This window comes from Acidaminococcus fermentans, from assembly GCF_009696675.1.
Lineage (GTDB): Bacteria > Bacillota > Negativicutes > Acidaminococcales > Acidaminococcaceae > Acidaminococcus.
In genome coordinates this window covers 76,569-100,068 of the sequence record NZ_VULN01000004.1, presented here as the reverse complement: position 1 = coordinate 100,068, position 23,500 = coordinate 76,569, and the positions used below count along the sequence as shown (strand labels likewise).

Below are 23,500 nucleotides of genomic sequence, written 5' to 3'. Positions count from 1 at the left end.
ATGACGTAGGGGCTGTACCGGGAGATGCTGAATGGCAGGAAGCCTTCTTCTTTCCATAAAACAGGAAAATACCTGTATAAAATACTAATTATAACAGTTGGAATTCTGTATTATTAAATAGTATAGTATAGATAAAGAAAAGGAAGAACAACAGAAAGACAACTGGTATAAAGGATGGGATTCAAGAAACCGATGGAAAGAAAGGAGAAAATCATGAAAAAAAGACATTTAATGGATTGCCTGCTGGAGGAAGACTTTGATGAAATGTATCGGAGCAAGATGGCTGCCCGGTTCCTTTTTCAAAAGGGAAAATCCGTTGTCCGCAGGAATCAGGCGGCAGGAGCAGGTGTGGAAAAGAACCTGAAAGGCAGACCGGCTTTGGAGACCCGGTGAGGGAGATGGAAAGTCTATGGATATATTCAGATTGGCCAATCTGCAGATTACCCTGTTCCTGCTGATCCTCACCGGCCTTCTGCTGAAGAAAAAGGGAATCCTGGATCAGGAAGGGAAACGTTGTCTGACAGATCTATGTGTCAATGTGGTGATTCCCTGCAACATCCTGAAGTCCTGCCTGGCGCCTTTGGGAGAAAATGTACTGGGCATCTGCGGACGGATTTTGCTGGCAGCTTTCGTAATCCAGGGGATTTATCTGGTACTGAACCGGGTCCTCTTCAACCGCTTTCCGGAAGGACAGAAAAAAGTGCTCCAGTACTGCACCATAGCTTCCAATGGCGGGTTCCTGGGGAATCCGGTGGCGGAAGGGGTATATGGTCCGCTGGGTCTCCTGTATGCCTCCGTATTCCTGATTCCCATGCGGCTCATCATGTGGTCGGTGGGAACGTCCTATTTCATGGAACAGAAGGTGGACAAAAAGGAAACCCTGAAGAAAGTCCTGACCCATCCCTGCCTTGTGGCTATTTATCTGGGAATGAGCTGTATGGTCTGTCATCTGCAGCTGCCCCGGTTCCTGGTTATGACCATCGGGTACATCGGCAGCTGCAATTCGGCTCTGACCATGTTCCTGGTGGGAACGATTCTGGCAGATGTGCCTGCTTCTACCCTGGTAAACCGAAAAAGCGTGCTGTACAGTGTGTTCCGTCTGGGACTGCTTCCACTGATGGCTTTGGGTGTGTGCCATGTTTTGGGCGGAATGGACCCGGTGGGCATGGGGGTATCCGTAGTCATGACAGGGATGCCGGCTCCGGCAACAGCGGCCATATTTGCAGCCCGTTATGACAGTGATGCGCCCTTTGCCACTCAGCTGGTCATTCTCTCCACACTGCTTTCCATGGTGACCATACCATGCTGGTGCTATGCCATAGGATAAAAGCAGATTCCGTTACACCCCTTTCTCTTCACAGAACCCATTGATGGCTTCCAGGAAGGCGTCTCCGTATTTTTCGTCCTTGTTCTGGCCCACGCCCATGACCTGGAGAAATTGTTCATGGGTCCGGGGCAGCTGCCGGCACATGTCCCGGAGAGTCCGGTCTCCGAATACCACAAAAGGCGGCACCATAGCCTGTTCCGCCAGCTGTTTCCGGAGGGCCCGGAGCCGGGTGAACAGTTGGGCCCCCATTTCCTGGGTGAACCCTTCCGGCAGGTCCAGCTCCGGCTGGACCTTCTTCTTTTTCCGGGGGCCGGAACCCCCATCCTGGGTCCCGGCTTCTTTCCGCAGCAGCACCCGGATGGAATCGTCCTGGAGTTCCCAGATCTTTTTGGAGATCTTCAGCACCGGGTACTTGTCCCGGGTGATCAGCAGGTAGCCCTGGTCCAGCAGGTTCTGGATCATTTCCTTGATTTCCTTCAGGGAATGCTGGTGGAGGGCTCCGAACATCCGCAGCCGGGAAAGTCCGGTTTCTTCCACCCGGGTGGACCGGCTGCCGGCCAGGGCGTTGGCAATCAGGGTGATGCCGTAGGGCCGCCGGGCCTCATGGATGCATTTTACGATGCTCTTGGTCTCTTCCGTCATGTCCACCTCTTCATAGTCTCCGTTGCAGGTGGAACAGTGATTGCACCGGGCCGGAGCATCTTCCCCAAAGTAGTGGAGGAGGGTCTGGCGGAGGCAGCTGGTGGTCCGGCAGTAATGCTCCATGGCATAGAGCTTCCGGAGATTGGCTTCTTCCACTTCTTCCAGCACTTCATTCTGCTCCTTGTGTTCCAGGAGGAATTTCTGGATCACCACATCCTGGGGAGAGAACAGCAGGATGCATTCCGAGGGCTCTCCGTCCCGGCCGGCCCGGCCCGCTTCCTGGTAGTAGTTTTCCAGACTGGAGGGCATGTTGTAGTGGAGTACGAAGCGCACGTTGGACTTGTCGATGCCCATGCCGAAGGCGTTGGTGGCGATGATCACCGGGGCCCTGTCGTACTGGAAATCCTCCTGGGCCTTCTGGCGCTCCTCCTGGCTCATCCCTGCATGGTACCGGGCAGCCGGGATCCCTTCCAGCCGGAGCCGGTCGCACAGTTCATCCACGTTCTTCCGGGTGGAACAGTAGATGATGCCGCTGTCTTCCGGATGATCCTTCAGATACCGGAGCACCCAGGCGTCCTTGTTCCGGGGATGTTCCACCCCGAAATACAGATTGCTCCGGTCGAAGCCGGTGACCAGGATCTGGGGATCCTGCAGTTCCAGGCTCTGGAGGATGTCATCCCGGACCTGCTCCGTGGCCGTGGCGGTAAAGGCTCCCACCACCGGTCTTTTCGGCAGGAATTCCAGGAAATCCAGGATCCGGGTGTAGCTGGGCCGGAAATCCTGTCCCCACTGGGAAATACAGTGAGCTTCGTCCACTGCCACCATGGAAATGGCAGCCTCTTTGGCGAAATCCCGGAACAGTTCCGTCTCCAGCCGTTCCGGGGCCACGTAGATCAGCTTGTAGGCACCGGCCCGGGCCTGGTCCAGGGTGGCGTAGAATTCCCGTCCGGACAGGGAACTGTTGATGTAAGCGGCCTGGATCCCGGCGGTTTCCAGAGCCTGGACCTGGTCCTGCATCAGGGAGATCAGGGGAGAAATCACCAGGGTGATCCCGGGGAGCAGCAGGGCGGGGATCTGGTAGCACAGGGATTTGCCGGCGCCGGTGGGCATGATGCCCAGCACGTCCCGGCCCTGGAGCAGGGCATCGATCAGGGATTCCTGACCGGGGCGGAAGGAAGTGTATCCAAAATACTTTTTCAGTGCAGATAGTTTGTCCATGCTGGGAAAAGGCCTCCTTCAGAAAAAATCAAACGGCTGTTTGTTTCAATCATAACGAAAACTCCAGAAAAAAGCAAGGACACCTCATGGACGATGAATTGTATACAAAATACAAAAAAATAAACAGTTATTTCTGAATCGTGCTATAATACAAATCGTAAAGGGTTCACTAGATACTATTTTTAGGAGGCGTTACAAATGAGTTTGTTTGAAATGGCAAAGATTCCTATGGAAAAGGCTAGTAAGCTGATCAACCTGGATCCCAACGCTGAGGCAGTCATCTCCCAGCCTGAACGGACCCTGGAAGTCAGCATCCCTGTAAAGATGGATGATGGCCACGTGGAAGTATTCACCGGCTACCGTTCTCAGAACAGCACCGTGCTTGGGCCTGCCAAAGGCGGCGTACGGTACCATCAGAACGTATCCATGGATGAAGTAAAGACCCTGGGCTTCTGGATGACCACCAAATGCGCCATCGCTGGTCTGCCTTACGGCGGCGGCAAAGGCGGCATCATTGTGGATCCCCGGAAAGTATCCAAGACTGAACTGGAAAAGATCACCCGTGGGTATATCGACAAGATTGCTCCGGTAATCGGCGAAAAGAAAGATATCCCGGCTCCTGACGTGAACACCAACGCCCAGATCATGGCCTGGATGTGCGATGAATTCTCCAAGATCAACTGCCAGTTCGCTCCTGGTTTCATCACCGGGAAAGCCATCTGCATGGGCGGTTCTCAGGGCCGTACCTCTGCAACGGGCCGTGGCGTAATCACCGCTACTCTGGAACTGCTGAAGAGAGAAGGAGTTAAACCGGAAGACGCTACTCTGGCTATCCAGGGCTTCGGCAACGTAGGTTCCTGGACCGCTAAATGCGCAGCCGACAAAGGCCTGAAGATTGTAGCTCTGAGCGATATCAGCGGCGGGATCTATGATGCCAACGGCTTCGATCCGTACAAAGTGGAAGAATATGCCAAGAACAACGGCGGCGTGATCAAAGGGTATCCTGGCGCTACCCCGATCAGCAACGAAGAAGTGCTGGAACAGGATGTAACCGTACTGATCCCGGCTGCTCTGGAACTGCAGATCACTGCCAAGAATGCTGACAAGATCAAAGCAAAAATGATCGTGGAAGCAGCCAACGGGCCGACCGATGCAGAAGCAGACGTCATCCTGGAAAAGAGAGGCATCCCTGTAGTGCCTGACGTGCTGGCCAACGGCGGCGGCGTAACCGTATCCTACTTCGAATGGGTACAGAACCTGTACAGATACTTCTGGACGGAAGAAGAAGTCGTCGACAGACAGGAACAGATGATGGTGAAGGCATTCGGCAACGTATATGACGCAGCCAAGAAATACAACACCACCATGCGTGTAGGCGCCTACATCGTAGCTCTGAACGCTCTGGTAGAACCTCTGAAACTGAGAGGCATTATCTAATAGAACCCTACAAACGGAGCTTGTGCCCAGACGGCACAGCAAAACACCCCGGACAGTGGCTGTCCGGGGTGTTTTGCTGTGTGTCTGCAGACGGGCGGCTCTGGCGACATTTTGCCAGAGGCAAAAGTCTTGAACCGACCCTGCGGATTCGGCTTATCCATTTCAAAAATTTGCCTGTAAATTTTTCGTTGGCTGTAGGCTGGTGACTGCTGACTAGTGACTGGAAGGGGGTATTCACACCTCCCTCGGATACACCGTCAAAAAATGGTTCTGGGCGTCTTTCAGGGCGGCGATCACCGCCTTCTGGGACAGGGCCAGAAACCGGCTGCGGAGTTCTTCCACCATCCGGTCCATGTCCTTCAGCAGGTTTTTCCCGATCAGGATGTCTTGGAGAAAGGCGATGGTGTCCGCCATGATCATGTTGGCGCTGCAGTGGAGGATCAGGCCGGTGTTCCGCTGGATTACTAGGCTCAGGGTGAAGGTGCCGTACAGGGTATTGATCACATCTTCCCGGGATACTTTGGCCACCCCGGTGACAAAAATGGAATCAGAAGGATAGTGTTTGTCCATAGAGGAAAGCTCCTTTGCAATGAATTGATTTTAGGGTATCACAAAAAGCCGGCAGGGGTCAATGACAGGACGAAAAATTCACAAAATTCTGTTGCACTGCTGACGGGAATATGCTATACTAAACATGTTATGAAGAAAGTATAAGACAACTGGATAAATCCTTATGGATCTGGGAACAGTTTCCCCTGTTTCTGACCGTCTGTAAGGCCTGGATCGGCAGTCCTTCCCCATGGGACTGTCTGTTCAGGCCTTTTTTGTTTGAGTTCAGGAGGTAAAGTATCATGATGCAGGCAAAGCAACCCATTGGCGTAATCGATTCCGGCGTAGGCGGGCTCACCGTCCTGAAATGGCTCCAGGCCAAGCTGCCCCACGAAGATTTCATCTTTATCGGGGATACGGCCCGGACCCCTTACGGCAACCGGCCCCGGGAAGAAATCACCCGGTTTGTGGGAGAGATGACCGACTGGCTGGACAAACGGCACATCAAACAGCTGGTGGTGGCCTGCAATACCATTACGGTGCTGGGGCTGGACGTGATCAAGGGGAACCATTCCTTTGACGTGATCGGCATGGCCAAAGGCGCCCGGATGGTCCCGGGAGTGACGAAGAACAACCGGGTGGGCTTTTTTGCCACGGATTTCACCGTATCCACCGGGGCCCACAAACGGGAAATCCAGCGGATCAGCCCGGAAATCCAGGTGTTCGGACAGGGGTGTCCCAAGTTCGTGCCGCTGATCGAAGGAGAGAAATTCGGCACGCCGGAACTGAAGGCGGCCATCCACGAATATGCGGACAAGCTCCGGGAACATCATGTGGATACGGTACTTCTGTCCTGCACCCATTATCCCTTTGTCCGGAAGGAAATCGAAGAGGAATTCGGTCCGGAAGTGACCATCCTGGATCCGGCGGAACGGACCGCCCAGGATGCTCTGGAAAACCTGGAAAAACGGGGGCTGGCACGGACGGATGGCCTGGGCCGGGCGGAAGTGTGCTTTACCGCCGACCTGGAACGGGGACGGCGGCTGGCGGCCCGGATGCTGGATCTGAGCAAGTGCAGCTTCCATCTGATCGATTTGAAAAAAGATCCGGAACAACCGGAAAAAGAAGGAAAAACGGCGTGAAAGAGGGGGTGCTGCACGTTGCGTGCAACACCCCCTCTTTAAATCACCGCTGCAGTATGATTTCAAAGCAGATGGGCAGGGACATGGCAAAAACCGCCCATCTGCTTTTGTATTCCTTCATGACAATCAGGATCCTCCATACAGTGTAACTATTGATTCAGGTATTTTTTATGCTAGCACAGGGAGAGAGTCATGACAAGGAAAAAGAAAATAGTCGGGGAATGTGGAATTTTTAGAAATGTTCGTATATAATAAAAAGAAATGAAATAATCATTATCAGGCGGGGAGTGAAAAATTATGGAAAACAAAGAACGGCGGGATACCATCCTGGCCATGCTCCGAAAAGCCGACAAACCGGTGACCGGAACGGACATGGCCAGGGTATGCCAGGTAAGCCGTCAGATCATCGTAGGAGACATTGCCCTGCTGCGGGCCAGCGGAACCCCCATCATTTCCACCCCGCGGGGCTATCAGCTCCAGGAGTTCCGGAAACACGGGGTGCAGGAATCCTTCCTGTGCCGCCATGGGGCGGACCAGGTGGAGGCGGAACTGAACGCCATTGTGGATAACGGGGGAGTTGTCCACAATGTGGTTGTGGAACATGAGGTATACGGCTTCATGGAAGGGGAGCTGAACCTCCGGTCCCGGAGAGACGTGCAGCTGTACATCCAGCGGATGAAGGAGACAAAGGCACCGCTGCTGTCCACCATGTCCAACGGAATCCACACCCATCTGGTGGAAACCAACACCGAAGAAGAAATGGAAGCCATCCGCAAAGCCCTGGAGAAACTGGGGGTGCTGGTGGAATAAAAGAAAATGCAAAAGGGGCTGCCGCCTACGCGGCAGCCCCTTTTGCATCCATCACCATCCCTGCCAGGATGATGGCGAAGCCGGCAAGGACCATGGGACCCGGGTACTGGTGGAGGAACAGGGCCACCCACAAAGGTCCCAGGATCATCTCCCACAGGGCCAGCACCGAAGCTTTCCGGGCGGGGATTTTCTGGACTCCCAGGTTGAAGAATCCGTAGCCCCCGGCCACCTGGACCATCCCCAGGATCAGCATCATCCCCCATTCCTGGCCGTTCATGGCCGGCAGGGCAGCCCGGGCGGTGGGGAACAGGAGAAAGACCGCCAGGGCGGTGAACAGGTTCCCGATGGCGGTGATCCCCAGAGCATTGGTCCGGGTGGCTTTCTTGGAGGCCAGGCTCATGCCTGCAAAGAAAATCCCTTCCGTGAGGGCAATCAGGTTCCCCAGAGGATGGGAATCCCCGCTGCCTCCGGAGAGCATGAAGCACAGGACCCCGGCCATGATCACCGCCACCGGCAGGAAGGCCCGGCGGCTGAAATACCGGGTCTGGAACCAGTACAGCAGGAACAGCCAGATGGTGGCGGTGTACTGCATGCCGATGGCAATGGCGGCGGAAGTCAGGGACAGGGAAACAATCACGCTGAGACACAGGGCACAGTAGGCCAGGACATAAGCCAAGAGGTACCGGTTCCAGGCGATTTCCCGGGGCCGCACAAAAGGCAGCAGCACCAGCCCGGCGATCAGGGAACGGAGTCCGCAGATCAGGAAGGGGTCCAGGGTCAGATACTTCACCAGAGGGGAATTCAGGCTCCAGCAGACAGCTCCCAGAAGGACCAGGGCGCTGCCGGACAGGGCAGGGAGACGGGGCATGGGGATACCCTCCTTTCCAATGAGGAAAAATTCGTACTTGACGTTTAATCACGATTAAAATATAATCATGATTATAAACCAGCTATATTATAAAAGCGGCCTGAAAAATTGTCAACCATCTTCCCGGAACGGGAATCAGGATCAGCAGTCAGGAGGTGCCCTGCCCCATATGGAAAACCAAAATCAGGAAACCCAAAAACAACAGCGAAAGGAACTGACTCTCCGGCAGAAGCGGAACATGATGTATTTCGTGGAAGCTACGGAGAAAATCCTCAAGGAAGAGGGAATCCCCGGAGTGACCATCCGGCGGATCGCCGCCGAGGCCGGGTACAACAGTGCCACCCTCTACAACTATTTCCAGGACCTGGACGAACTGATCCTGTTCGGATCGGTGTGCTTCCTCCGGGATTACCTGCTGAGCCTGGCCAGGCACCTGGAACCGGAGATGACTGCCCTGGAACGGTACCGGACCATCTACCGGTGCTTCAATGAAAGAGCCTTCCGGTTCCCGGATATCTTCTACAACATGTTCTTTGGCCGGTACAACGCCAAACTGGGCCATGTGATCCAGGTCTATTATCTGGACCTGTTCCCGGAAGAACTCCAGGGATTGCCGGCGGATGTCCGGGAAATGGTGGTCCGGGGCACCCTGGTGGAACGGGATCAGGTAATGATGAAGAGCCTGGTGGAAGAAGGGTATGTGGCCGGAAACCGGGCTTCGGAAACCCTGGAAATCATCGTGGCTCTCCATGGCAGCTACATCCACCGGGCCTGCCTTTTGGGCAGCAGCCTGGACCGGCCCCTTCTGGAAAAGCAGTTCCTGCACATTTTCGACTATGTCCTGGCAGCAGCCAGACCCGGGGAAACTACCCGGGGCAACCGTGATCAGACAGTCTGAAAAAGGAGTGGTACAAAATGGCGGAAGAAAAGAAAAAAGGCTTCAAGCTCCATGCTCTGAACCCCATGGTCCTTCTGGGCATCATTATGTTCCTGGCTTTCCTGGCCTCTTACATCGTCCCGGCCGGGGAATACAGCCGGGTGATGAACCCCGTCCTCAACAAGGAAGTGGTGGATCCCGCCACCTTCCATTACATCCAGCAACAGCCGGTGAGCCCCTTCTATCTGTTCCAGTCCCTGACCCTGGGACTCCAGAACGCAGCGGAAATCATTTCTTTCCTGTTCATCATCGGGGGCATGTTCGCCATTATGGACGCTACCGGAGCCATTAACGCCGGACTGTCCAATGTGGTGGAAAAGATGAAGGGCCGGGAACTGATGATGATCCCGGTGTGCATGGTGCTTTTCAGCCTGCTGTCCGCCTTTGCCGGCTGTTTTGAAGAATTCCTGGCTTTCACCCCTCTGGTGATCGGGGTTTCCGTGGCCATGGGGTTCGATTCCCTCACCGCCATTGCCATTGTGTTCTGTGCGGCGCCGGTGGGTTATGCGGGAGCCATGACCAACCCCTTTACCATCGGGGTGGCCCAGGGCATTTGCGGTCTGCCCATGTTTTCCGGTATGGGACTCCGGGCTGTGCTGTTTGTGGTGATGAACATCGTAACCATTCCCTATGTGATGTGGTATGCCAACAAAGTCCGGAAGAATCCGGAACTGAGTACGGTCCGGGAAGAAGACCTGCTGTACAACAGCCATCTGAAACTCCAGGAAACTCCAGTGATCACCCTCCGGCACAAACTGGTGCTGGTGCTGTTTGTGGCCACCATCGGTGCCGTGGTCCTGGGCGTACTGAAATTTGACTTCTACATCAACGAAATGGCCGGGCTGTTCCTGGTGTGCGGGATCCTGGCCGGGATCATCGGGGGCCTGTCCTCCGGGGAAATCGCCGATGCTTTCCTGGCCGGCTGCAGCAACATGCTGTTCGCCAACCTGGTCATCGGCATGTGCAACGCGGCGGTGCTGATCATGCAGAACGCCCACATTATGGATACGGTGATCCACTACATGGCCAGCCTGCTGAACGGGCTGCCGCCCACTCTCAGTGCCTGCGGCATGTTCATCGTCCAGGATCTGTTCAACGTGCTGGTGCCTTCCGGCAGCGGCAAGGCGGCCATTACCATGCCTCTGTTTGCCCCGCTGGCGGATCTCATCGGGGTCACCCGGCAGACGGCTGTGCTTGCTTTTCAGATGGGGGATGCCTTTACCAACGTGTTTGCTCCCACCAGTGGGGAAGTGGTGGCCGCCTGTGCCATGGCCCACATCTCCTTCGGGAAATGGTTCCGCTGGCTGGCGCCTCTCTTTGCCATCTGGTGCGTGGTGGCCATGGTGTTCATGGTGATCGCCGTCCAGATCCACTATGGTCCGTTCTGACAAGGAGGCAGTATGATGGAAAAAGAAAATTTCGGCAGCCTGGAAGAACTGCTCCGGCATCCGGTGTTCCGGCACTTTGCCCGGATCTGCCAGATCCCTCACCCTTCCTTTAAGGAAAAGGCCCTCAGCGATGCCCTGTTCCAGTGGGCCCGGGAAAAAGGCTATGCTGTCCGTCAGGATGAATGGAACAATGTGCTGCTGCGGAAGCCGGCTTCTCCCGGGTATGAAAACCGGCCGGGGGTCATGCTCCAGGCCCATCTGGACATGGTCTGCCAGAAGGCAAAGGGGGTGGAACACGACTTCCTGCAGGATCCCATCCATCTGGAACTGGAGGGGGATATCCTGTCCACCGGAGGGCGGACCACCCTGGGGGCCGATGACGGCATCGGGGTGGCGCTGGCTCTGGCCCTTTTGGAAGACGGGTCCTTTGCCCATCCGGAACTGGAAGTGCTGCTGACCACCGCCGAGGAAGAAGACCTTAGCGGGGCCCAGAATGTGGACGCCAGTGATTTCCGGTCCCATTACCTGGTGAACATCGACAATGCGGTGGAACGCCATTCGGTAACCGGCAGCTGCGGAGGCTTCGGGGTGAACTTCCACCTGCCGGTGACCTGGGAAGCGGTGCCGGAAGGGGCCCGGTTCTTCCATCTGAAGGTGGAAGGGCTCCAGGGAGGCCATTCAGGGGAAGACATCCACCGGGGCCGGGGAAACGCCAATATTTTCCTGATCCGGATGCTCCTGTCCGCCCGGAAAGAAATGCCCCTCCGGCTGTCTTCCCTTCATGGAGGCACCTTCCGACTGGCCATTCCCCGGGATGGGGAAGCGGTGGTGCTGGTGCCCCGGGGCAAGGAAGAAGCCTTCCTCCAGGCGGTGAACGCTGCAGCGGAAGAACTGCGCCGGGAATACAAGGCCGTGGCTGCCAATCTGAAGATTTCCGTGGAAGAGACCCAGGGACCGGACAACGGACTGGTGGTGTCCCGGGAAGTGACGGACAAGTTCATCCAGGTGCTGGTGCTGTCTCCCAACGGAATCTCGGAAATGAATGCCGCCGTGCCCGGGGTGGTCCAAAGCTCCGACAACCTGGGAGAAATCCGTCTGGAACGGGAACAGAACCGGCTGGTGGTGGTCTACGAGATCCGCACCTCCTTCCGGTCCAAGGCGGAATACATCTGGGATAAAATCCATCTCCTGGCCCAGATGGTGGGGGGGACCTGCGAGAAATTCGCCGCCTATCCCGGCTGGCCCCATGATCCGGATTCCCGGCTGACGCCCCTGGTCCAGCAGGTGTATGAGGAAACCTTTGGAGAAAAAATGGACGCCACTCCCATCCATTCCGGCCTGGAGTGCGGATGCCTGATCGAGAAGAAACCGGACCTGGACGCTATCTCCCTGGGCCCCGACTGCTGGGACCTCCATTCTCCTCAGGAAAGGCTCAGCGTAAAGAGCACCATCAGGATGTATGAGTTTTTGAAGAAGCTTCTGGAACAAATTGCATAAAAAATAAGGGGCTGTGAAGAAAGAAAAGATTCACTTCTTCACAGCCTCTCTGGTCGCAACCTGCGACCGGGGGTGTGGATTTTCCACACCCCCTTCTTTTATTTTCCCAGCAACTGGATAAAGGCCCGGACTGCGTATGGGGTAAATTCCCTGTCCGGCAGCAGGGCATGGAAGGTGCGGATGCAGTCCCGATCAGAAAGCCTGAAGAACAAAAGGGTTTCGCTGTCCCGGGAAACCATGGCATCACTGACAAAGGTGGCGGCCAGTCCATGCTCTGCCAGCCGGTAGGCGGTGGCCAGCTGGGAAAGCATCAGTTTGACATGGGGAGTGAAGCCGGCTTCCCTGAACAGGATCTGACAGCGCTGATGGAGGTTGTTTCCTGGGGTCAGAAGGATGAAGGGCAGATCCTGGAATCGGGCCAAAGGGAGGGAGGGGCAGTCCGGCTGACCGGCCCGGCCTTCCAGCACATCCTGGCAGGTCAGGGCACTGGGCAGCAGCGGATCAGGCAGTGGATAGGAACGGGGCACAGCCAGCAGGATCTGGTCCTGAAAAGCCCGGTAGTGATGGCTGTGGCGCCGGATGATGGTTGGATCGCAGCTGAAGGTCAGATCCAGGTCTTCTCTTTCCAGAAGGGATAGAAGGGCATCAGAACCTTCTTCAATGAGCTTCAGCTGAATCCTGGGGTATGTTTCTGCAAAGGCTGTCAGCAGGTTGGGGATTTTGTAAGAAAGGATATAATGGCTCCCTCCGATGGTGAGACTGCCTGTCTGGAGATCTTTCAGCTGCTGGACTTCCCGGTCCAGATCTTTTTCCAGGTGCTGCATTTTCCGGATGGCTTTCAAATAAAGGACACCGGCTGGGGTCAGCTGTATCGGGCGCCGGTTCCGGATGAACAGAGGCATGCCGATCCGGGCTTCGATCTTCCGCAGGGCGATGCTCAGGGCAGGCTGGGTGATAAACAGTTTTTCTGCGGCCCGGGTAAAACTGCCTTCCCGATAAATGGTGTAGATGTATTCATAGTCGGCATTCATGGAATCCACCTCTTCTTATAAAACTAGTTTATAGAATTATATATATGATAAATTGGATTATATAGCAAAAGAATGATATTGTAAATATAAGAAAAATCAAGGAATTCCGAAGGGGAGGAAAAGTATGAAAATCAATGGACTGCTGATGGACGACCAGGACAATGTGGTCACCTGTGTGGCCGAAATCCGGAAAGGGGATCAGGTGGTTTATCAGAAAGATGGAAAAATGGAAACGCTGGAGGCAAAGGAAGACATTCCGTTCTGTCATAAAATCGCCCTGGTGGATCTGCCCAAGGATGGTTCGGTGATCAAATATGGAGAATTGCTGGGAAAGACCCGGGAACCCATCGGGAAGGGCCATTGGGTCTCTGACAAAAATATCTTCAGTGTGCCCAGAGATTATGAACAGGAATTTGTAAAGGAATAAGGAGTGACAATCATGGAATTTTGGGGATATAAGAGAAAAGAAGGAAGAGCCGGGATCCGCAATCATGTCCTGATCCTGCCCACCTGCGCCTGCGGCAGTGAAACGGCCCGTATCGTAGCCAGCCAGGTCAAGGGAGCCGTAAACATCATTTTCAATACCGGATGCTCCGATGTGGCGGCCAACACGGCCATGTCCCAGAAGGTGCTCACAGGATTTGCCTGCAACCCCAATGTGTACGGGGTGGTGATCATTGGTCTGGGCTGTGAAACCGTACCTCATCTGAAACTGAAGGAAAAAATCCAGCAGATGACCTCCAAACCGGTTGTTTCTTTTGGCATCCAGGACGAGGGAGGCACCCTGAAGACCATCGAAAAAGCAGTCCGGGCGGCCCGGGAAATGGCAGCGGAAGCAGCGCTCCAGCAGAAAGAACTGTGTGACATTTCCAATCTGCTGCTGGGCATCGAATGCGGCGGATCCGATGCCACCAGCGGCATTGCCAGCAACCCGGCTGTGGGAGAACTGAGTGACCTGCTGGTGGACCTGGGGGCTTCTACCATCATGAGCGAATCCATCGAATGGATCGGTGCGGAACATGTACTGGCCAAACGGGCAGCCACTCCCCACATCCACAACCAGATCATCCAGATCTGCAAAGACTATGAGGCCCATCTGATGGCCGCCGGCCAGGACTGCCGGGCCGGGCAGCCTACCCCGGGGAACAAGGCAGGGGGACTTTCCACCCTGGACGAAAAGAGCCTGGGCTGCATCCGCAAAGGCGGTACCCGTCCCATTGTGGAAGTGCTGGAACAGGCAGCACGGCCTTCCTGCCAGGGCGCCATTGTGATGGATACGGCAGGGTACGACATTTCTTCCGTAACCTCCATGGTAGCCGGGGGCTGCAATGCGGTAATCTTCACCACCGGCCGGGGGACGCCCACCGGGAATGCCATTGTACCGGTCATCAAGGTTACGGGCAATGAACGGACCTACCGGAAAATGGAAGACAACATGGATGTGGATGTAAGTGCCATTGTCCGGGGCGAAAAAACCTTCAAGGAATGCGGCAAAGACATGCTCCAGGTGATCCAGGATGTGTGCAACGGCAAAATGACCAAAGCGGAAGCTTTTGGCTTCTCGGATATTGCCGTGGATCATGTGTGCCGGTTTGTCTGATGGAAAAAGGGAAAAGGAGAGCGATGAAAAATGGGATTTATTTGTAAACCGTGGAATCGGCTGAGCCTTTTCACCCGGATCATGATCGGGTTTGTCCTGGGGATTGTCCTGGGACTGGTCCTGGGACCCCGGGCCGAAGTGCTGAAGCCCCTGGGGACCATCCTGACCAATCTGCTGACCATGGTGGTGGCTCCTCTGGTATTTACCCTGCTGGTCTGTGCGGCAGCAGATGTGGGAGACGGCAAACGGCTGGGACGGATCGGCATCAAAACCGTCATCATCTTCCTGGTCAGCACGGCATTGGCCATTGTCCTGGGGCTGGTGGTGAGCAACATGATGAACATTGGTGCCGGGGTGGAACTGAGCAATGTGGCAGCTCCTCAGCCCAAGGGACAGGCACCGGCTTCCATGCTGGATACGGTGATCAACATCATCCCGGTGAACATCTTTGCTTCACTGGCCAAACAGAATCTGCTCCAGATCATTTTCTTTGCCCTGATCATGGGCTTCGCCCTGCTGAAACTGGGTGACAAGGGCAAGCCCCTGCTGGACTGCTGCCGGGCAGGCCAGGAAGTGATGAAGGAAATCACCAACATGGCTCTGGAATTCACTCCTTACGGGGTGCTGGGACTGATGGCCTCCGTTGTGGGGAAAAACGGGACAGCCATCCTGATCCCCTACATCAAGACCATCGGGGCTATGTATCTGTGTGCTGTGGTGTATCTGCTGGTGGTCCAGGCTGTTCTGATGGTGGGCGTATTCGGCCGGGTCAGTCCCCTGAAATTCCTGAAGAACATGAAGGAAGCCATGACCTTTGTGTTTGCCACCTGTTCCAGTGTGGCCACCATCCCCCTGAATCTGGCCTGTGTAAAGAAAGTGGGGGTGGATGAGGAAACCGCCAATTTTGTGATTCCCTTCGGCGCCGTCATGAACATGAACGGGACGGCCATCTATGAAGCGGTTGCTGTGGTGTTCACGGCCCAGATCTTCGGGGTGGAATTGACCTTTACCCAGCAGGTGATGATCATGCTGACTGCCACCCTGGCCTCTATCGGGACTGCGGGAATTCCCGGGTCCGGGCTGGTCATGCTGACCATTGTGCTCAGTTCGGTGAATCTGCCCATGGAAGCCATCGGCCTTTTGGCAGGGATCGACCGGATCCTGAACATGGCCCGCTGCGTACCCAACATCGTGGGAGATGCGGCTACGGCGGTCATCGTGGCCCAGTCGGAAGGAACGCTGAAAAGATAAAAAAAGAATAGGGTGCTGTACCTTGCGTGCAGCACCCTATTCTTTCATTCTGCTGTTTTGGCTGCTTTTTCCACGGCTTCCGGCAGGGTCACGTCTTTACCCTGCTGGTAGTCGAACTGGAAGGCGAAGACCAGGGTGGAGCTTCCCAGCAGGCTGGTGAACATCTGCTGCTGCTCCGGGGTGATCTTTTTGGTCTTGGCGGCGGCATCCAGGATGTAACCGCCGGTGGTCTGGAGCACCGGGGTCATGTCCATGCCCAGCCGTTTCATCCGCCAGGTCTTTTTATCCAGCACCACTGTGTAGGGCACGTCCTTTACCTGGGCCACCAGGGACTGGATCTGTTCTGCATCCTTCTGCTTTTTGAATTCCGGATCCTGGGCCAGCTTATTGGCCAGCTTCTGGCCGTCCAGGGTGAATTCCAGGGTCTTTTCCCGGCTGGTTTCCTTGGTTACCTTGGCGGAAGACAGGTACTCCAGCAGTTCCTTTTCGGCTTTTTTGCTGTCCGGATTGGGCAGGAGAGGCAGGGTGTAGGGACGGACACTTTTGGCCCAGCCTTTGCCGCTGTTGATGTACTGGGTCAGCTGGCCTTTTTCCGCAAAGAAATAGGCGTCAATGGGCTGGCTGGCGGTCTGCTGGCCGGTGAGCAGGGTCAGCTCCCCGGTGCCGTGGAGATCTCCGCTGAGCTTTTCCATCCGGGTATTCTTTTTGTCTGTTTCTTCCACTCCGTTCCCGGTAAGGGACAGGTTCCCCACTCCGATGGGGCTGAACAGGGTGCCCTTCATTTCGTACTGGATGTATTTTTCCTTGGCCATGACGCTCTGGACACGGACCATGTCTTTCACCACAGCCTTGTCTACGGGAGAAGCAGCCTGGGCCAGGGAGCCGGCGGAAAGCACCAGCAGCAGGGACAGGCCTGCCGCACGGATTTTCGATAACAATGCCATAAAAAAAGCCTCCTTTTCAGATCAACGTCTGTTTGTTCCTTATTCTATCCTCTTAGCATGTCACATTCAAGGAGGAAAGTCAAAGGAAAAAGTTTTGAACTTTTCGGGAAGAACCGGTGCGAGGGCCGGGGGATATGGTATCATGACAGCAGATAACTGGAAAAGGAGAGGATACCATGAACAACGAAGTACTGGAAGCCATGCAGCTCCGCAGGAGCATCCGCAGTTTCAAACCGGACCCGGTGCCGGAAACCGATCTTCAGGAAATCATCAAGGCAGGACTCTATGCCCCCAGTGGCAGAGGCAGCCAGGATACCATCATCCTGGCCATTACCAACCCGGCCATGGTGAAGCGGCTGAGCCGGCTGAACTGTGAAATCGGCGGCTGGGCTCCGGATTTCGATCCTTTTTACGGGGCACCGGCCGTGCTCATCGTACTGGCGGACAAGACGAAGCCCACGGAAGTGTATGACGGGTCCCTGGTCATGGGGAATCTGATGCTGGCCGCCCATTCTCTGGGCCTGGGCAGCTGCTGGATCCATCGGGCCAAGGAAGAATTCGAACGGCCGGAAGGCAAAGCCCTGCTGAAAACCCTGGGTATCACCGGCGAATGGGAAGGCATCGGCCACTGCGCAGTGGGCTATGTAAAGGGAGATATCCCCATCGCTCCCCTGCGGAAGGAACATCGGGTGTATTGGATGAAATAAGGAGCATATTGCAGAGGCAATATGCTCCGGTCGCGGGTCGCGACAAAAGGGGTGCTGCGTCAGCAGCACCCCTTTTAAAATACTTCCGATTCCGCCGTCCTCTGGTAATTCTTCTCCAGCATGGCTTTGTGGGAGAGAAAGCGGGGATCGTCGAAATATTTGGCCCCTTTGGGACAGTATTTGATGCAGGCCTGACATTTGATGCAGATGCCGGGGACTTCATCGGTGTTTTCCGGATTGATGGACCCCATGGGACACACCTGGGCGCATTTGCCGCAGTGATCGCATTTGGTCAGGTCCGTTTGGGGCTTGGCTTTCAGGAACTTGGCAGGCTGGCCGTCTTCTCCCAGAGGGATGTAGTAGGGGGCCACCGGGGCGTCTCCGTTGATGCTCACTCTTTCCAGAGGCTCTCCGCTCCGGAGTTTTCCTTCCACCCGGTCCAGCAGTTCCTGGAATTTTTCTTTGTCCTGAACCGTGGGATGATCCCGGCCGATGGCGGCAAAGGCGTGGGGAGCGGCAAAGGCACCGGCAGCGAACACCCGGAAATCCTTCTTTTCCAGTTCATCCCGAAGTTCCGTCAGAGAGCTGTCGTAACTCCGGTTGCCGAAGGTCACCAGGGCCACAGCCGGGGTCTTGTTTTCCGGATCTCCGGAAAACAGCTGCTGGACAAAGGGCAGGGCCTTGTTGGGAATCCGGCCGGCATAGGTGGGCATCCCGAAGATCACCAGGGTGGCGGGACCGAAGGTATGGAGAGTCTGCTGATCCTGGGGCAGGGTGAAGGAATGATGGGACAGGGTGACCCCTTCTGCATGGAAACGGCGGGCCAGCTGTTCCCCGAATTCCCGGACCAGGGCTTCCGTCTGACCGGTGGGACTAAAAGAAATGGCGGCAATATGGGTAATCAAGAACAAGACCTCCCTAAAGAACTGAATTTTCAGCCAATGGATTTTCTTTTTATCATACCTTATTTTCAGGAGAAAAGCCAGTGCCAGGGCCTTCCTTTCAAAAAATTTGCTACCGGTCCCGGAAATGGCCTATAATAAAAACAGCAAACCTACCAAAGACAGGGGGAATACCCATGAGTGAACTGATGATCCGGGAGGCCACGGCGGAGGACGCAGCGGCCATCCGTTCTGTTTATGCACCCTATGTGGAAAGCACGGTGATCACCTTTGAATACCAGGTGCCCAGTGTGGAGGAATTCCGGCGGCGGATCGCCCATACCCAGGAACGCTATCCCTATTTTGTGGCGGTGGAGGATGGCCGGGTGCTGGGGTACGCCTATGCCGGACCCTTTGTGGGCCGTCCGGCCTATGACTGGTCCGCGGAACTGAGCATCTATGTGGACTGCCATCTTCGGAAAAAGGGACTGGGAAAGAAACTCTACGGCGCCCTTCTGGAAGCCCTGAAAAAAATGGGGATCCTGGATGTGTACGCCTGTATCGGCTATCCGGAACAGCCGGACGAATACCTGGACTTCAACAGCGCCCAGTTCCATGCCCATCTGGGGTTTGAACCGGTGGGGCTCTTCAAAAACTGCGGCTACAAGTTCAACCGCTGGTACCATATGATCTGGATGGGGAAGAACATCGGGGAACACGGGAAGAACCAGCCGGCTGTCCGGCCCTATCCGGAAGTCCAGGCCGGGGAATAGAAAGGGAGGGGGAACCATGGAACAGCAGGTGGTGCTGGTCACCGGGGCCAGCAGCGGCATCGGCCGGGAAACCGCCATCCTTATGGCCCGGACCGGCCATGTGGTGTACGGGGCAGCCCGGCGCCTGGACAAACTCCAGGAACTGTCCAAATACGGGGTCATCCCCCTGGTGCTGGACGTGACCAAAGACTATTCCTGCCAGAACGCCCTCCAGCAGATCCTGAACCAGCACGGGACCCTGGACATCCTGATCAACAATGCCGGCTACGGATCCTATGGAGCGGTGGAGGACGTGCCCCTGGCGGAGGCCCGGCATCAGATGGAAGTGAACGTGTTCGGGGCCATCCGGCTCACCCGGATGGTGCTGCCGCTTTTCCGCCGGCAGCACCAGGGACGGGTGATCATGGTTTCGTCCATTGCCGGACGGGTCACAGGACCTTTCGGGGGCTGGTATCATGCCAGCAAATATGCTCTGGAAGCCCTCAGTGATGCCCTGCGGATGGAAACCGCCGGCCAGGGAATCCAGGTGAGCATTGTGGAACCGGGGCTGGTGCGGACGGCCTGGGGCCACATTGCCGCTGACCATCTGGCAGAGGTGTCCCGGCAGGGAGCCTGCAGGGCCTGGGGAGAGAAAATGGCCCGGGGACTCCATCGGCTCTACGACCAAAAGTGGCTGAACACCCCCCAGGATGTGGCCAAAACCATTTTCCTGGCGGCCAACGCCTCCCAGCCCCAGGCCCGGTATCTGTGCGGCAAGGGTGCCTGGCTGCTGCTTTTGGCCCATACCCTGCTGCCTACCGGACTGTATGACATGGCGGCCCGGTGGGTCATGAAAAAACTGTCCTAGGGAGGCGGTGCCATGGATATTTATCGACTGGGGAATCTCCAGCTGTCTCTCTTCCTGCTGATTCTCATTGGTCTGTACCTGCGGAAAAAGAATATTGTGGATGAACCGGGGAAACGGTGTCTCACCGATGTGTGCGTCTATGTGATCATTCCCTGCAACATCATCAAATCCTGTCTCATGCCCTTTGAAGGAAATATCTTCCTGACCTGCGGCCGGATCCTGGGGGCAGGGGCTGTGCTCCAGGTGCTCTTCATGATCCTGAACCATTTCCTGTTCAACCGGTATCCGGATACCCGGAAAAAGGTGCTCCAGTACGGCACCCTGGTGTCCAACAGCGGCTTTCTGGGCTATCCGGTGGCGGAAGGGGTCTATGGGGACCTGGGGCTGTTCTATGCCTCTGTGTTCCTGATCCCTCTGCGGCTGGTCATGTGGTCCGTGGGCACCGGATATTTCATGGCCCGGCAGGAAAGCCGGAAGGAAGTGCTGAAAAAGGTCCTGACCCATCCCTGTCTGATCGCTGTGTACATCGGGATCGTATTGATCCTGACCCAGTGGCGGCCTCCGGCTTTTCTGGACATGACCATCCGGTACATCGGGGGCTGCAATGCGGCCATTACCATGTTCATCGTGGGGACCATCCTGGCGGATGTGCCGCTTTTGACCATTTTCAACCGGGACAGCATCCTCTACAGCATCCTGCGGCTGATCCTGCTGCCCGGGCTGGCCTGGGGAGTCAGTGCCGCACTGGAGCTGGATCCGGTGGCCACCGGGATCGCGGTCCTCATGACCGGCATGCCTGCCGGAGCCACTACCGCCATTTTCGCCGCCCGGTATGGCAGCGACGCCCCCTTTGCCACCAAGCTGACGGTACTGTCCACGCTGCTCAGTATGTTCACCATCCTGTTCTGGTGCATGGTGCTGCCGGAGCCGTGAGACAAGGTGCTGTTGCATGCGCAACAGCACCTTTGTTCATCCTTTTGCCTCTTTTCTGCCTTATTTATTCTGCATCTTGGGATTATGATGTATAGTCAGTATTCTATGCATCACAGAAAGGCGAAGAAGGTATGCGTTTCCTTTGGAATTTCATCAAATATCTGGTGTTCCTGACCCTGCTGCTCCTGCTGGGAGCCGGATTCTATGCCGGGAATGCCGCGTACACCCAGCTGTTCACCCAGCCCTGGGACAAACTGCTGGCCATCGAGAACCATCGGAATGACCTGGACATGATCCATGGGCTGGAACGGAAATACGGCTGGGAACGGGTGGCCGTCACCTCCAAGGACGGTACCCGGCTCCAGGGAACCTACATTGAAAGCCCTTCAGGAGGCCATAAAACCGTCATTCTGCTCCACGGTCTGTACCAGAATCGGACCATGTGCGTTCCCTATGCCCGGATTTACCTGGCCCGGGGATACAATGTGCTGATGCCGGATATCCGGGGCCATGGGGAAAGCGGCGGCAATACCAATGACTGGGGAATCCACGATCCGGAAGACATGGACAGCTGGGTGGCTCTGCTCCGGCAGCAGGATCCTCAGGTATCCATCGGGTTCCACGGCATTTCCCTGGGTGCCGCCATGAGCCTGATCTATGCCGGCACCCCTCAGGGCCGGGACATGGCTTTCTACGTGGCAGACAGTTCCTATGGCAATGTACTGGAACTGGGCCGGGAAAAGCTCATGAACTATACGGAGGACCAGCGGATCCTTACCGGCATGGAAGTGCTGGATCCCTTTTTCCAGGCTTCCATGTACTACCATACCCGGAAGACCCTCCGGGATGTGGACCCGGCTTCCTGCGTCCAGCGGATGACCGCTCCGGTACTGTTCCTACACGGAGATGTGGACCGGCTGATTCCCCCTCACATTGCGGAAGAACTGATGGACCGGTGCACCAGTCCCCATAAAAAGCTGGTCTATTTCGAAGGATCCGGCCACGCCAACGAAATCGTGGACAATCCGGAAGGATATGCCCAGGCGGTGGGGAGCTTTTTGGAGAGCTTGTAAAAAATGGGCTGTGAAAAAATGATTCTTCATTTTTTCACAGCCCATTTTTTACGCGTATTTCTTCAACAGTTCCAGGAACGCCTCTTCATGGTCCGGATACCACTGGGTGAAGGGCTGGCCGGCTTCCAGGAGAGTCTGGTTCAGGTCCAGGAAGAACTGGGGCAGCCGGGCGGTGGCAATCAGGCCCAGAGGCTCGCTGATCTTTTCCTTTCCGTAGGCGTAGCTGCCTCCCGCGTACACCTGGAAGGCACTGGCCCGTTCCCCGTTCACCAGGGTGAAGGCCCCCCGGAAGCCCAGCGCCGCCAGGGATTGGACAGTGCAGGTGGAAGGGCAGCCGGAGAAGTGGCATTTGGGCAGATACCGGGTATCCACGCCCTTTTCCTTCAGGAAGGAGGCAATCCGGGCCAGGGTCCCATGAGAATCACACAGGCCCTGCTGGCATACAGCTGCGCCGATGCAGCTGACGGAATGTTCAAAGAGGGTGTGGGCGGTGTCCTTTTCTGTCAGGGCCGCCACCTGCCGGGCTTCTTCCGCCGTCAGGTTGATGATGTAGCAGGTTTCGTCCGCGTTGAGCCGCAGCTGGGCGCCTTCCATCTGAGAAGCTTCTCCCAGCAGCTGCCGGAACACCTGGATGTCCGGTACTCCGCCCAGGGGCTTGTATTCCACATAGTACAGCCCTTCCTGTTTCTGGCTGCGGATCCGGGGATCGGCCAGGACGGAATCGTCTTTCCCGGATTTGGTCAGGGGAGGGATGGTTTCCAGTTCCAGACGGGGGATCCCTTCTTCCCGGCACCGGGCCACTGCCTCCCGGACCGCCTTCCGGAAGGGTCCTTCGCCCATTTTGGTCAGGATGAAGCGGGAACGGGCGGTCCCCCGGTGTTCATAGTCCCCGTATTTCATATACACGTCCCGGGCATACCCCAGAATGTACCAGGACAGGTCATGGGGATCCACCTGGGTGTCGATGAGCACGCCGAACCGGCTGCCGTTGACTCCGAAGCCTCCGCCGGCATAGACATCGAAAGTGCCGCCGGGACGGGCTACAAAGCCCAGGTCCTTGAAAGTGGCATGGCCTTCATTGTCGATGCCGTTGGAGAAGCTCACCTTGTATTTCCGGGGCAGTTTCAGTTCCGGGATCTGGCTGATCACAAAGTTGGAAGCAGCCCGGATGGCCGGGGTCATGTCAAAGGGTTCTCCCTTTTCCACCCCGTGGAGCGGGCTGGCGGTGATGTTCCGGGGGTTGTCCCCGCCGGCTCCCGCACAGTAGATTCCCTGGTCGAAGCAGTCCTGGTACAGGCCCAGCACTTCCTGTTCCTGGAGATGATGGAACTGGAGGGCTTCCCCGGTGGTGAAATGGGCCAGGGAAACATGGTATTTGTCAATGGCCTGGGCCAGAAAGGCCATATGTGTCTGGTCGATGGTGCCGCCGGAGAAGCGCAGCCGGAGCATGCTGCTGCTCGCGCCCCGTTCTCCATAGGAACCGAATTTGCCGGAAGTTCCTTTATATTTTCCGGGAGCCAGCTCTTTGGCATAGAAAGCCCGTGCGGCTTCCTGGAAGACCGGGAACTGGCTTCGGATCTTCTCTTTGGCAGTTTCAGAAATCTGCGTCATGGACGGATTCCTCCTTTGTGTGCTTGTAAATCCG

General features: G+C 56.1%; 23 protein-coding genes. 16 read left to right on the top strand and 7 right to left on the bottom strand.

All coding sequences use genetic code 11. From position 1 onward, the window contains the following. Nucleotides 1-213: 213 nt before the first annotated feature. A complete protein-coding gene (locus FX155_RS03825; protein WP_154487826.1) occupies nt 214-393 on the top strand; it encodes a hypothetical protein in 180 nt (59 codons plus the stop codon). Between the two features lie 16 nt (nt 394-409). Continuing rightward, a complete protein-coding gene (locus FX155_RS03820; RefSeq protein ID WP_154487825.1) occupies nt 410-1,327 on the top strand; it encodes an AEC family transporter in 918 nt (305 codons plus the stop codon). A 12-nt stretch (nt 1,328-1,339) separates the two neighbouring features. Here the strand turns inward: FX155_RS03820 and recQ are convergent, their stop codons facing one another. After that, nucleotides 1,340-3,187: a DNA helicase RecQ gene (recQ, locus tag FX155_RS03815; RefSeq protein ID WP_154487824.1), complete on the bottom strand. Its 1,848-nt coding sequence runs from the start codon at nt 3,185-3,187 to the stop codon at nt 1,340-1,342. Nucleotides 3,188-3,385: 198 nt separating this feature from the next. Between recQ and FX155_RS03810 the strand changes: the two genes are divergently transcribed. Then, entirely contained in the window at nt 3,386-4,624 is a 1,239-nt protein-coding gene (locus tag FX155_RS03810; RefSeq protein WP_154487823.1) for a Glu/Leu/Phe/Val family dehydrogenase, read from the top strand. A 234-nt stretch (nt 4,625-4,858) separates the two neighbouring features. On the opposite strand, the gene FX155_RS03805 is transcribed toward FX155_RS03810, so the two are convergent. Further along, nucleotides 4,859-5,194 carry a DUF3870 domain-containing protein gene (locus FX155_RS03805; RefSeq protein ID WP_022487582.1) on the bottom strand — a complete coding sequence of 112 codons (336 nt, stop codon included), beginning with the start codon at nt 5,192-5,194 and terminating at the stop codon, nt 4,859-4,861. A 284-nt stretch (nt 5,195-5,478) separates the two neighbouring features. Between FX155_RS03805 and murI the strand changes: the two genes are divergently transcribed. Continuing rightward, nucleotides 5,479-6,315: a glutamate racemase gene (gene murI / locus FX155_RS03800; protein WP_118287216.1), complete on the top strand. Its 837-nt coding sequence runs from the start codon at nt 5,479-5,481 to the stop codon at nt 6,313-6,315. Nucleotides 6,316-6,612: 297 nt separating this feature from the next. Continuing rightward, nucleotides 6,613-7,125, top strand: coding sequence for a transcription repressor NadR (locus FX155_RS03795; RefSeq protein ID WP_022487580.1), 513 nt, complete (start codon nt 6,613-6,615; stop codon nt 7,123-7,125). A 25-nt stretch (nt 7,126-7,150) separates the two neighbouring features. Here FX155_RS03795 and FX155_RS03790 read toward each other — a convergent pair whose 3' ends face one another. Continuing rightward, on the bottom strand, nt 7,151-7,993 hold the full coding sequence (locus tag FX155_RS03790) for a DMT family transporter (RefSeq protein WP_154487822.1): 843 nt from the start codon (nt 7,991-7,993) through the stop codon (nt 7,151-7,153). A gap of 169 nt (nt 7,994-8,162) precedes the next feature. Here FX155_RS03790 and FX155_RS03785 point away from each other — a divergent pair, with 169 nt between their 5' ends. The 3 genes from FX155_RS03785 to FX155_RS03775 are packed head-to-tail and all read left to right on the top strand — an operon-like array spanning nt 8,163 to nt 11,815. Continuing rightward, nucleotides 8,163-8,891 carry a TetR/AcrR family transcriptional regulator gene (locus tag FX155_RS03785; protein WP_154487821.1) on the top strand — a complete coding sequence of 243 codons (729 nt, stop codon included), beginning with the start codon at nt 8,163-8,165 and terminating at the stop codon, nt 8,889-8,891. Between the two features lie 17 nt (nt 8,892-8,908). Then, nucleotides 8,909-10,318 (top strand): YfcC family protein, encoded by a 1,410-nt coding sequence (locus tag FX155_RS03780; RefSeq protein ID WP_022487466.1) that lies wholly within the window; start codon nt 8,909-8,911, stop codon nt 10,316-10,318. Nucleotides 10,319-10,330: 12 nt separating this feature from the next. Next, complete coding sequence (locus FX155_RS03775) at nt 10,331-11,815, top strand: aminoacyl-histidine dipeptidase (protein WP_154487820.1); 1,485 nt, start codon at nt 10,331-10,333, stop codon at nt 11,813-11,815. 98 nt (nt 11,816-11,913) lie between these two features. On the opposite strand, the gene FX155_RS03770 is transcribed toward FX155_RS03775, so the two are convergent. Beyond that, nucleotides 11,914-12,846, bottom strand: coding sequence for a LysR family transcriptional regulator (locus FX155_RS03770; RefSeq protein WP_022487464.1), 933 nt, complete (start codon nt 12,844-12,846; stop codon nt 11,914-11,916). 124 nt (nt 12,847-12,970) lie between these two features. Between FX155_RS03770 and FX155_RS03765 the strand changes: the two genes are divergently transcribed. Genes FX155_RS03765 through FX155_RS03755 form a run of 3 tightly spaced genes read left to right on the top strand, consistent with a single transcriptional unit; the run spans nt 12,971 to nt 15,697 of the window. Further along, nucleotides 12,971-13,273, top strand: coding sequence for a UxaA family hydrolase (locus tag FX155_RS03765; protein ID WP_022487463.1), 303 nt, complete (start codon nt 12,971-12,973; stop codon nt 13,271-13,273). Nucleotides 13,274-13,285: 12 nt separating this feature from the next. Further along, the gene (locus FX155_RS03760) at nt 13,286-14,446 is read left to right on the top strand and encodes a UxaA family hydrolase (RefSeq protein ID WP_022487462.1); all 1,161 of its coding nucleotides are present in this window, start codon (nt 13,286-13,288) and stop codon (nt 14,444-14,446) included. A 30-nt stretch (nt 14,447-14,476) separates the two neighbouring features. Further along, nucleotides 14,477-15,697, top strand: coding sequence for a dicarboxylate/amino acid:cation symporter (locus FX155_RS03755; RefSeq protein ID WP_022487461.1), 1,221 nt, complete (start codon nt 14,477-14,479; stop codon nt 15,695-15,697). Between the two features lie 44 nt (nt 15,698-15,741). Here FX155_RS03755 and FX155_RS03750 read toward each other — a convergent pair whose 3' ends face one another. Next, the gene (locus FX155_RS03750; protein ID WP_022487460.1) at nt 15,742-16,641 is read right to left on the bottom strand and encodes a hypothetical protein; all 900 of its coding nucleotides are present in this window, start codon (nt 16,639-16,641) and stop codon (nt 15,742-15,744) included. 176 nt (nt 16,642-16,817) lie between these two features. Here FX155_RS03750 and FX155_RS03745 point away from each other — a divergent pair, with 176 nt between their 5' ends. Continuing rightward, a complete protein-coding gene (locus tag FX155_RS03745) occupies nt 16,818-17,348 on the top strand; it encodes a nitroreductase (RefSeq protein WP_022487459.1) in 531 nt (176 codons plus the stop codon). A gap of 74 nt (nt 17,349-17,422) precedes the next feature. Here FX155_RS03745 and FX155_RS03740 read toward each other — a convergent pair whose 3' ends face one another. After that, nucleotides 17,423-18,253 carry a 4Fe-4S binding protein gene (locus tag FX155_RS03740; RefSeq protein ID WP_022487458.1) on the bottom strand — a complete coding sequence of 277 codons (831 nt, stop codon included), beginning with the start codon at nt 18,251-18,253 and terminating at the stop codon, nt 17,423-17,425. A 173-nt stretch (nt 18,254-18,426) separates the two neighbouring features. On the opposite strand from FX155_RS03740, the gene FX155_RS03735 reads away from it, so the two are divergent. The 4 genes from FX155_RS03735 (at nt 18,427) to FX155_RS03720 (ending at nt 21,855) form a co-directional block, all read left to right on the top strand. Continuing rightward, nucleotides 18,427-19,002, top strand: a complete 576-nt coding sequence (locus FX155_RS03735) for a GNAT family N-acetyltransferase (protein WP_022487457.1) — start codon at nt 18,427-18,429, stop codon at nt 19,000-19,002. A 16-nt stretch (nt 19,003-19,018) separates the two neighbouring features. Continuing rightward, entirely contained in the window at nt 19,019-19,849 is an 831-nt protein-coding gene (locus FX155_RS03730; protein ID WP_022487456.1) for an oxidoreductase, read from the top strand. A gap of 12 nt (nt 19,850-19,861) precedes the next feature. Further along, nucleotides 19,862-20,782, top strand: coding sequence for an AEC family transporter (locus FX155_RS03725; RefSeq protein ID WP_154487819.1), 921 nt, complete (start codon nt 19,862-19,864; stop codon nt 20,780-20,782). A 131-nt stretch (nt 20,783-20,913) separates the two neighbouring features. Next, entirely contained in the window at nt 20,914-21,855 is a 942-nt protein-coding gene (locus FX155_RS03720; RefSeq protein WP_154487818.1) for an alpha/beta hydrolase, read from the top strand. A 48-nt stretch (nt 21,856-21,903) separates the two neighbouring features. On the opposite strand, the gene FX155_RS03715 is transcribed toward FX155_RS03720, so the two are convergent. Further along, the gene (locus FX155_RS03715) at nt 21,904-23,466 is read right to left on the bottom strand and encodes a nitrite/sulfite reductase (protein WP_154487817.1); all 1,563 of its coding nucleotides are present in this window, start codon (nt 23,464-23,466) and stop codon (nt 21,904-21,906) included. Between the last annotated feature and the right edge of the window lie 34 nt (nt 23,467-23,500).

Coding starts and splice junctions, on each gene's coding strand:
- FX155_RS03770 (WP_022487464.1), bottom strand. CDS start 12,846: ATGAATGCCGACTATGAATACATCTACACCATTTATCGGGAAGGCAGT.
- FX155_RS03760 (WP_022487462.1), top strand. CDS start 13,286: ATGGAATTTTGGGGATATAAGAGAAAAGAAGGAAGAGCCGGGATCCGC.
- FX155_RS03765 (WP_022487463.1), top strand. CDS start 12,971: ATGAAAATCAATGGACTGCTGATGGACGACCAGGACAATGTGGTCACC.
- FX155_RS03785 (WP_154487821.1), top strand. CDS start 8,163: ATGGAAAACCAAAATCAGGAAACCCAAAAACAACAGCGAAAGGAACTG.
- murI (WP_118287216.1), top strand. CDS start 5,479: ATGCAGGCAAAGCAACCCATTGGCGTAATCGATTCCGGCGTAGGCGGG.
- FX155_RS03715 (WP_154487817.1), bottom strand. CDS start 23,466: ATGACGCAGATTTCTGAAACTGCCAAAGAGAAGATCCGAAGCCAGTTC.
- FX155_RS03730 (WP_022487456.1), top strand. CDS start 19,019: ATGGAACAGCAGGTGGTGCTGGTCACCGGGGCCAGCAGCGGCATCGGC.
- FX155_RS03745 (WP_022487459.1), top strand. CDS start 16,818: ATGAACAACGAAGTACTGGAAGCCATGCAGCTCCGCAGGAGCATCCGC.
- FX155_RS03755 (WP_022487461.1), top strand. CDS start 14,477: ATGGGATTTATTTGTAAACCGTGGAATCGGCTGAGCCTTTTCACCCGG.
- FX155_RS03725 (WP_154487819.1), top strand. CDS start 19,862: ATGGATATTTATCGACTGGGGAATCTCCAGCTGTCTCTCTTCCTGCTG.
- FX155_RS03805 (WP_022487582.1), bottom strand. CDS start 5,194: ATGGACAAACACTATCCTTCTGATTCCATTTTTGTCACCGGGGTGGCC.
- FX155_RS03810 (WP_154487823.1), top strand. CDS start 3,386: ATGAGTTTGTTTGAAATGGCAAAGATTCCTATGGAAAAGGCTAGTAAG.
- FX155_RS03720 (WP_154487818.1), top strand. CDS start 20,914: ATGCGTTTCCTTTGGAATTTCATCAAATATCTGGTGTTCCTGACCCTG.
- FX155_RS03820 (WP_154487825.1), top strand. CDS start 410: ATGGATATATTCAGATTGGCCAATCTGCAGATTACCCTGTTCCTGCTG.
- FX155_RS03750 (WP_022487460.1), bottom strand. CDS start 16,641: ATGGCATTGTTATCGAAAATCCGTGCGGCAGGCCTGTCCCTGCTGCTG.
- FX155_RS03825 (WP_154487826.1), top strand. CDS start 214: ATGAAAAAAAGACATTTAATGGATTGCCTGCTGGAGGAAGACTTTGAT.
- FX155_RS03735 (WP_022487457.1), top strand. CDS start 18,427: ATGAGTGAACTGATGATCCGGGAGGCCACGGCGGAGGACGCAGCGGCC.
- recQ (WP_154487824.1), bottom strand. CDS start 3,187: ATGGACAAACTATCTGCACTGAAAAAGTATTTTGGATACACTTCCTTC.
- FX155_RS03790 (WP_154487822.1), bottom strand. CDS start 7,993: ATGCCCCGTCTCCCTGCCCTGTCCGGCAGCGCCCTGGTCCTTCTGGGA.
- FX155_RS03780 (WP_022487466.1), top strand. CDS start 8,909: ATGGCGGAAGAAAAGAAAAAAGGCTTCAAGCTCCATGCTCTGAACCCC.
- FX155_RS03795 (WP_022487580.1), top strand. CDS start 6,613: ATGGAAAACAAAGAACGGCGGGATACCATCCTGGCCATGCTCCGAAAA.
- FX155_RS03775 (WP_154487820.1), top strand. CDS start 10,331: ATGATGGAAAAAGAAAATTTCGGCAGCCTGGAAGAACTGCTCCGGCAT.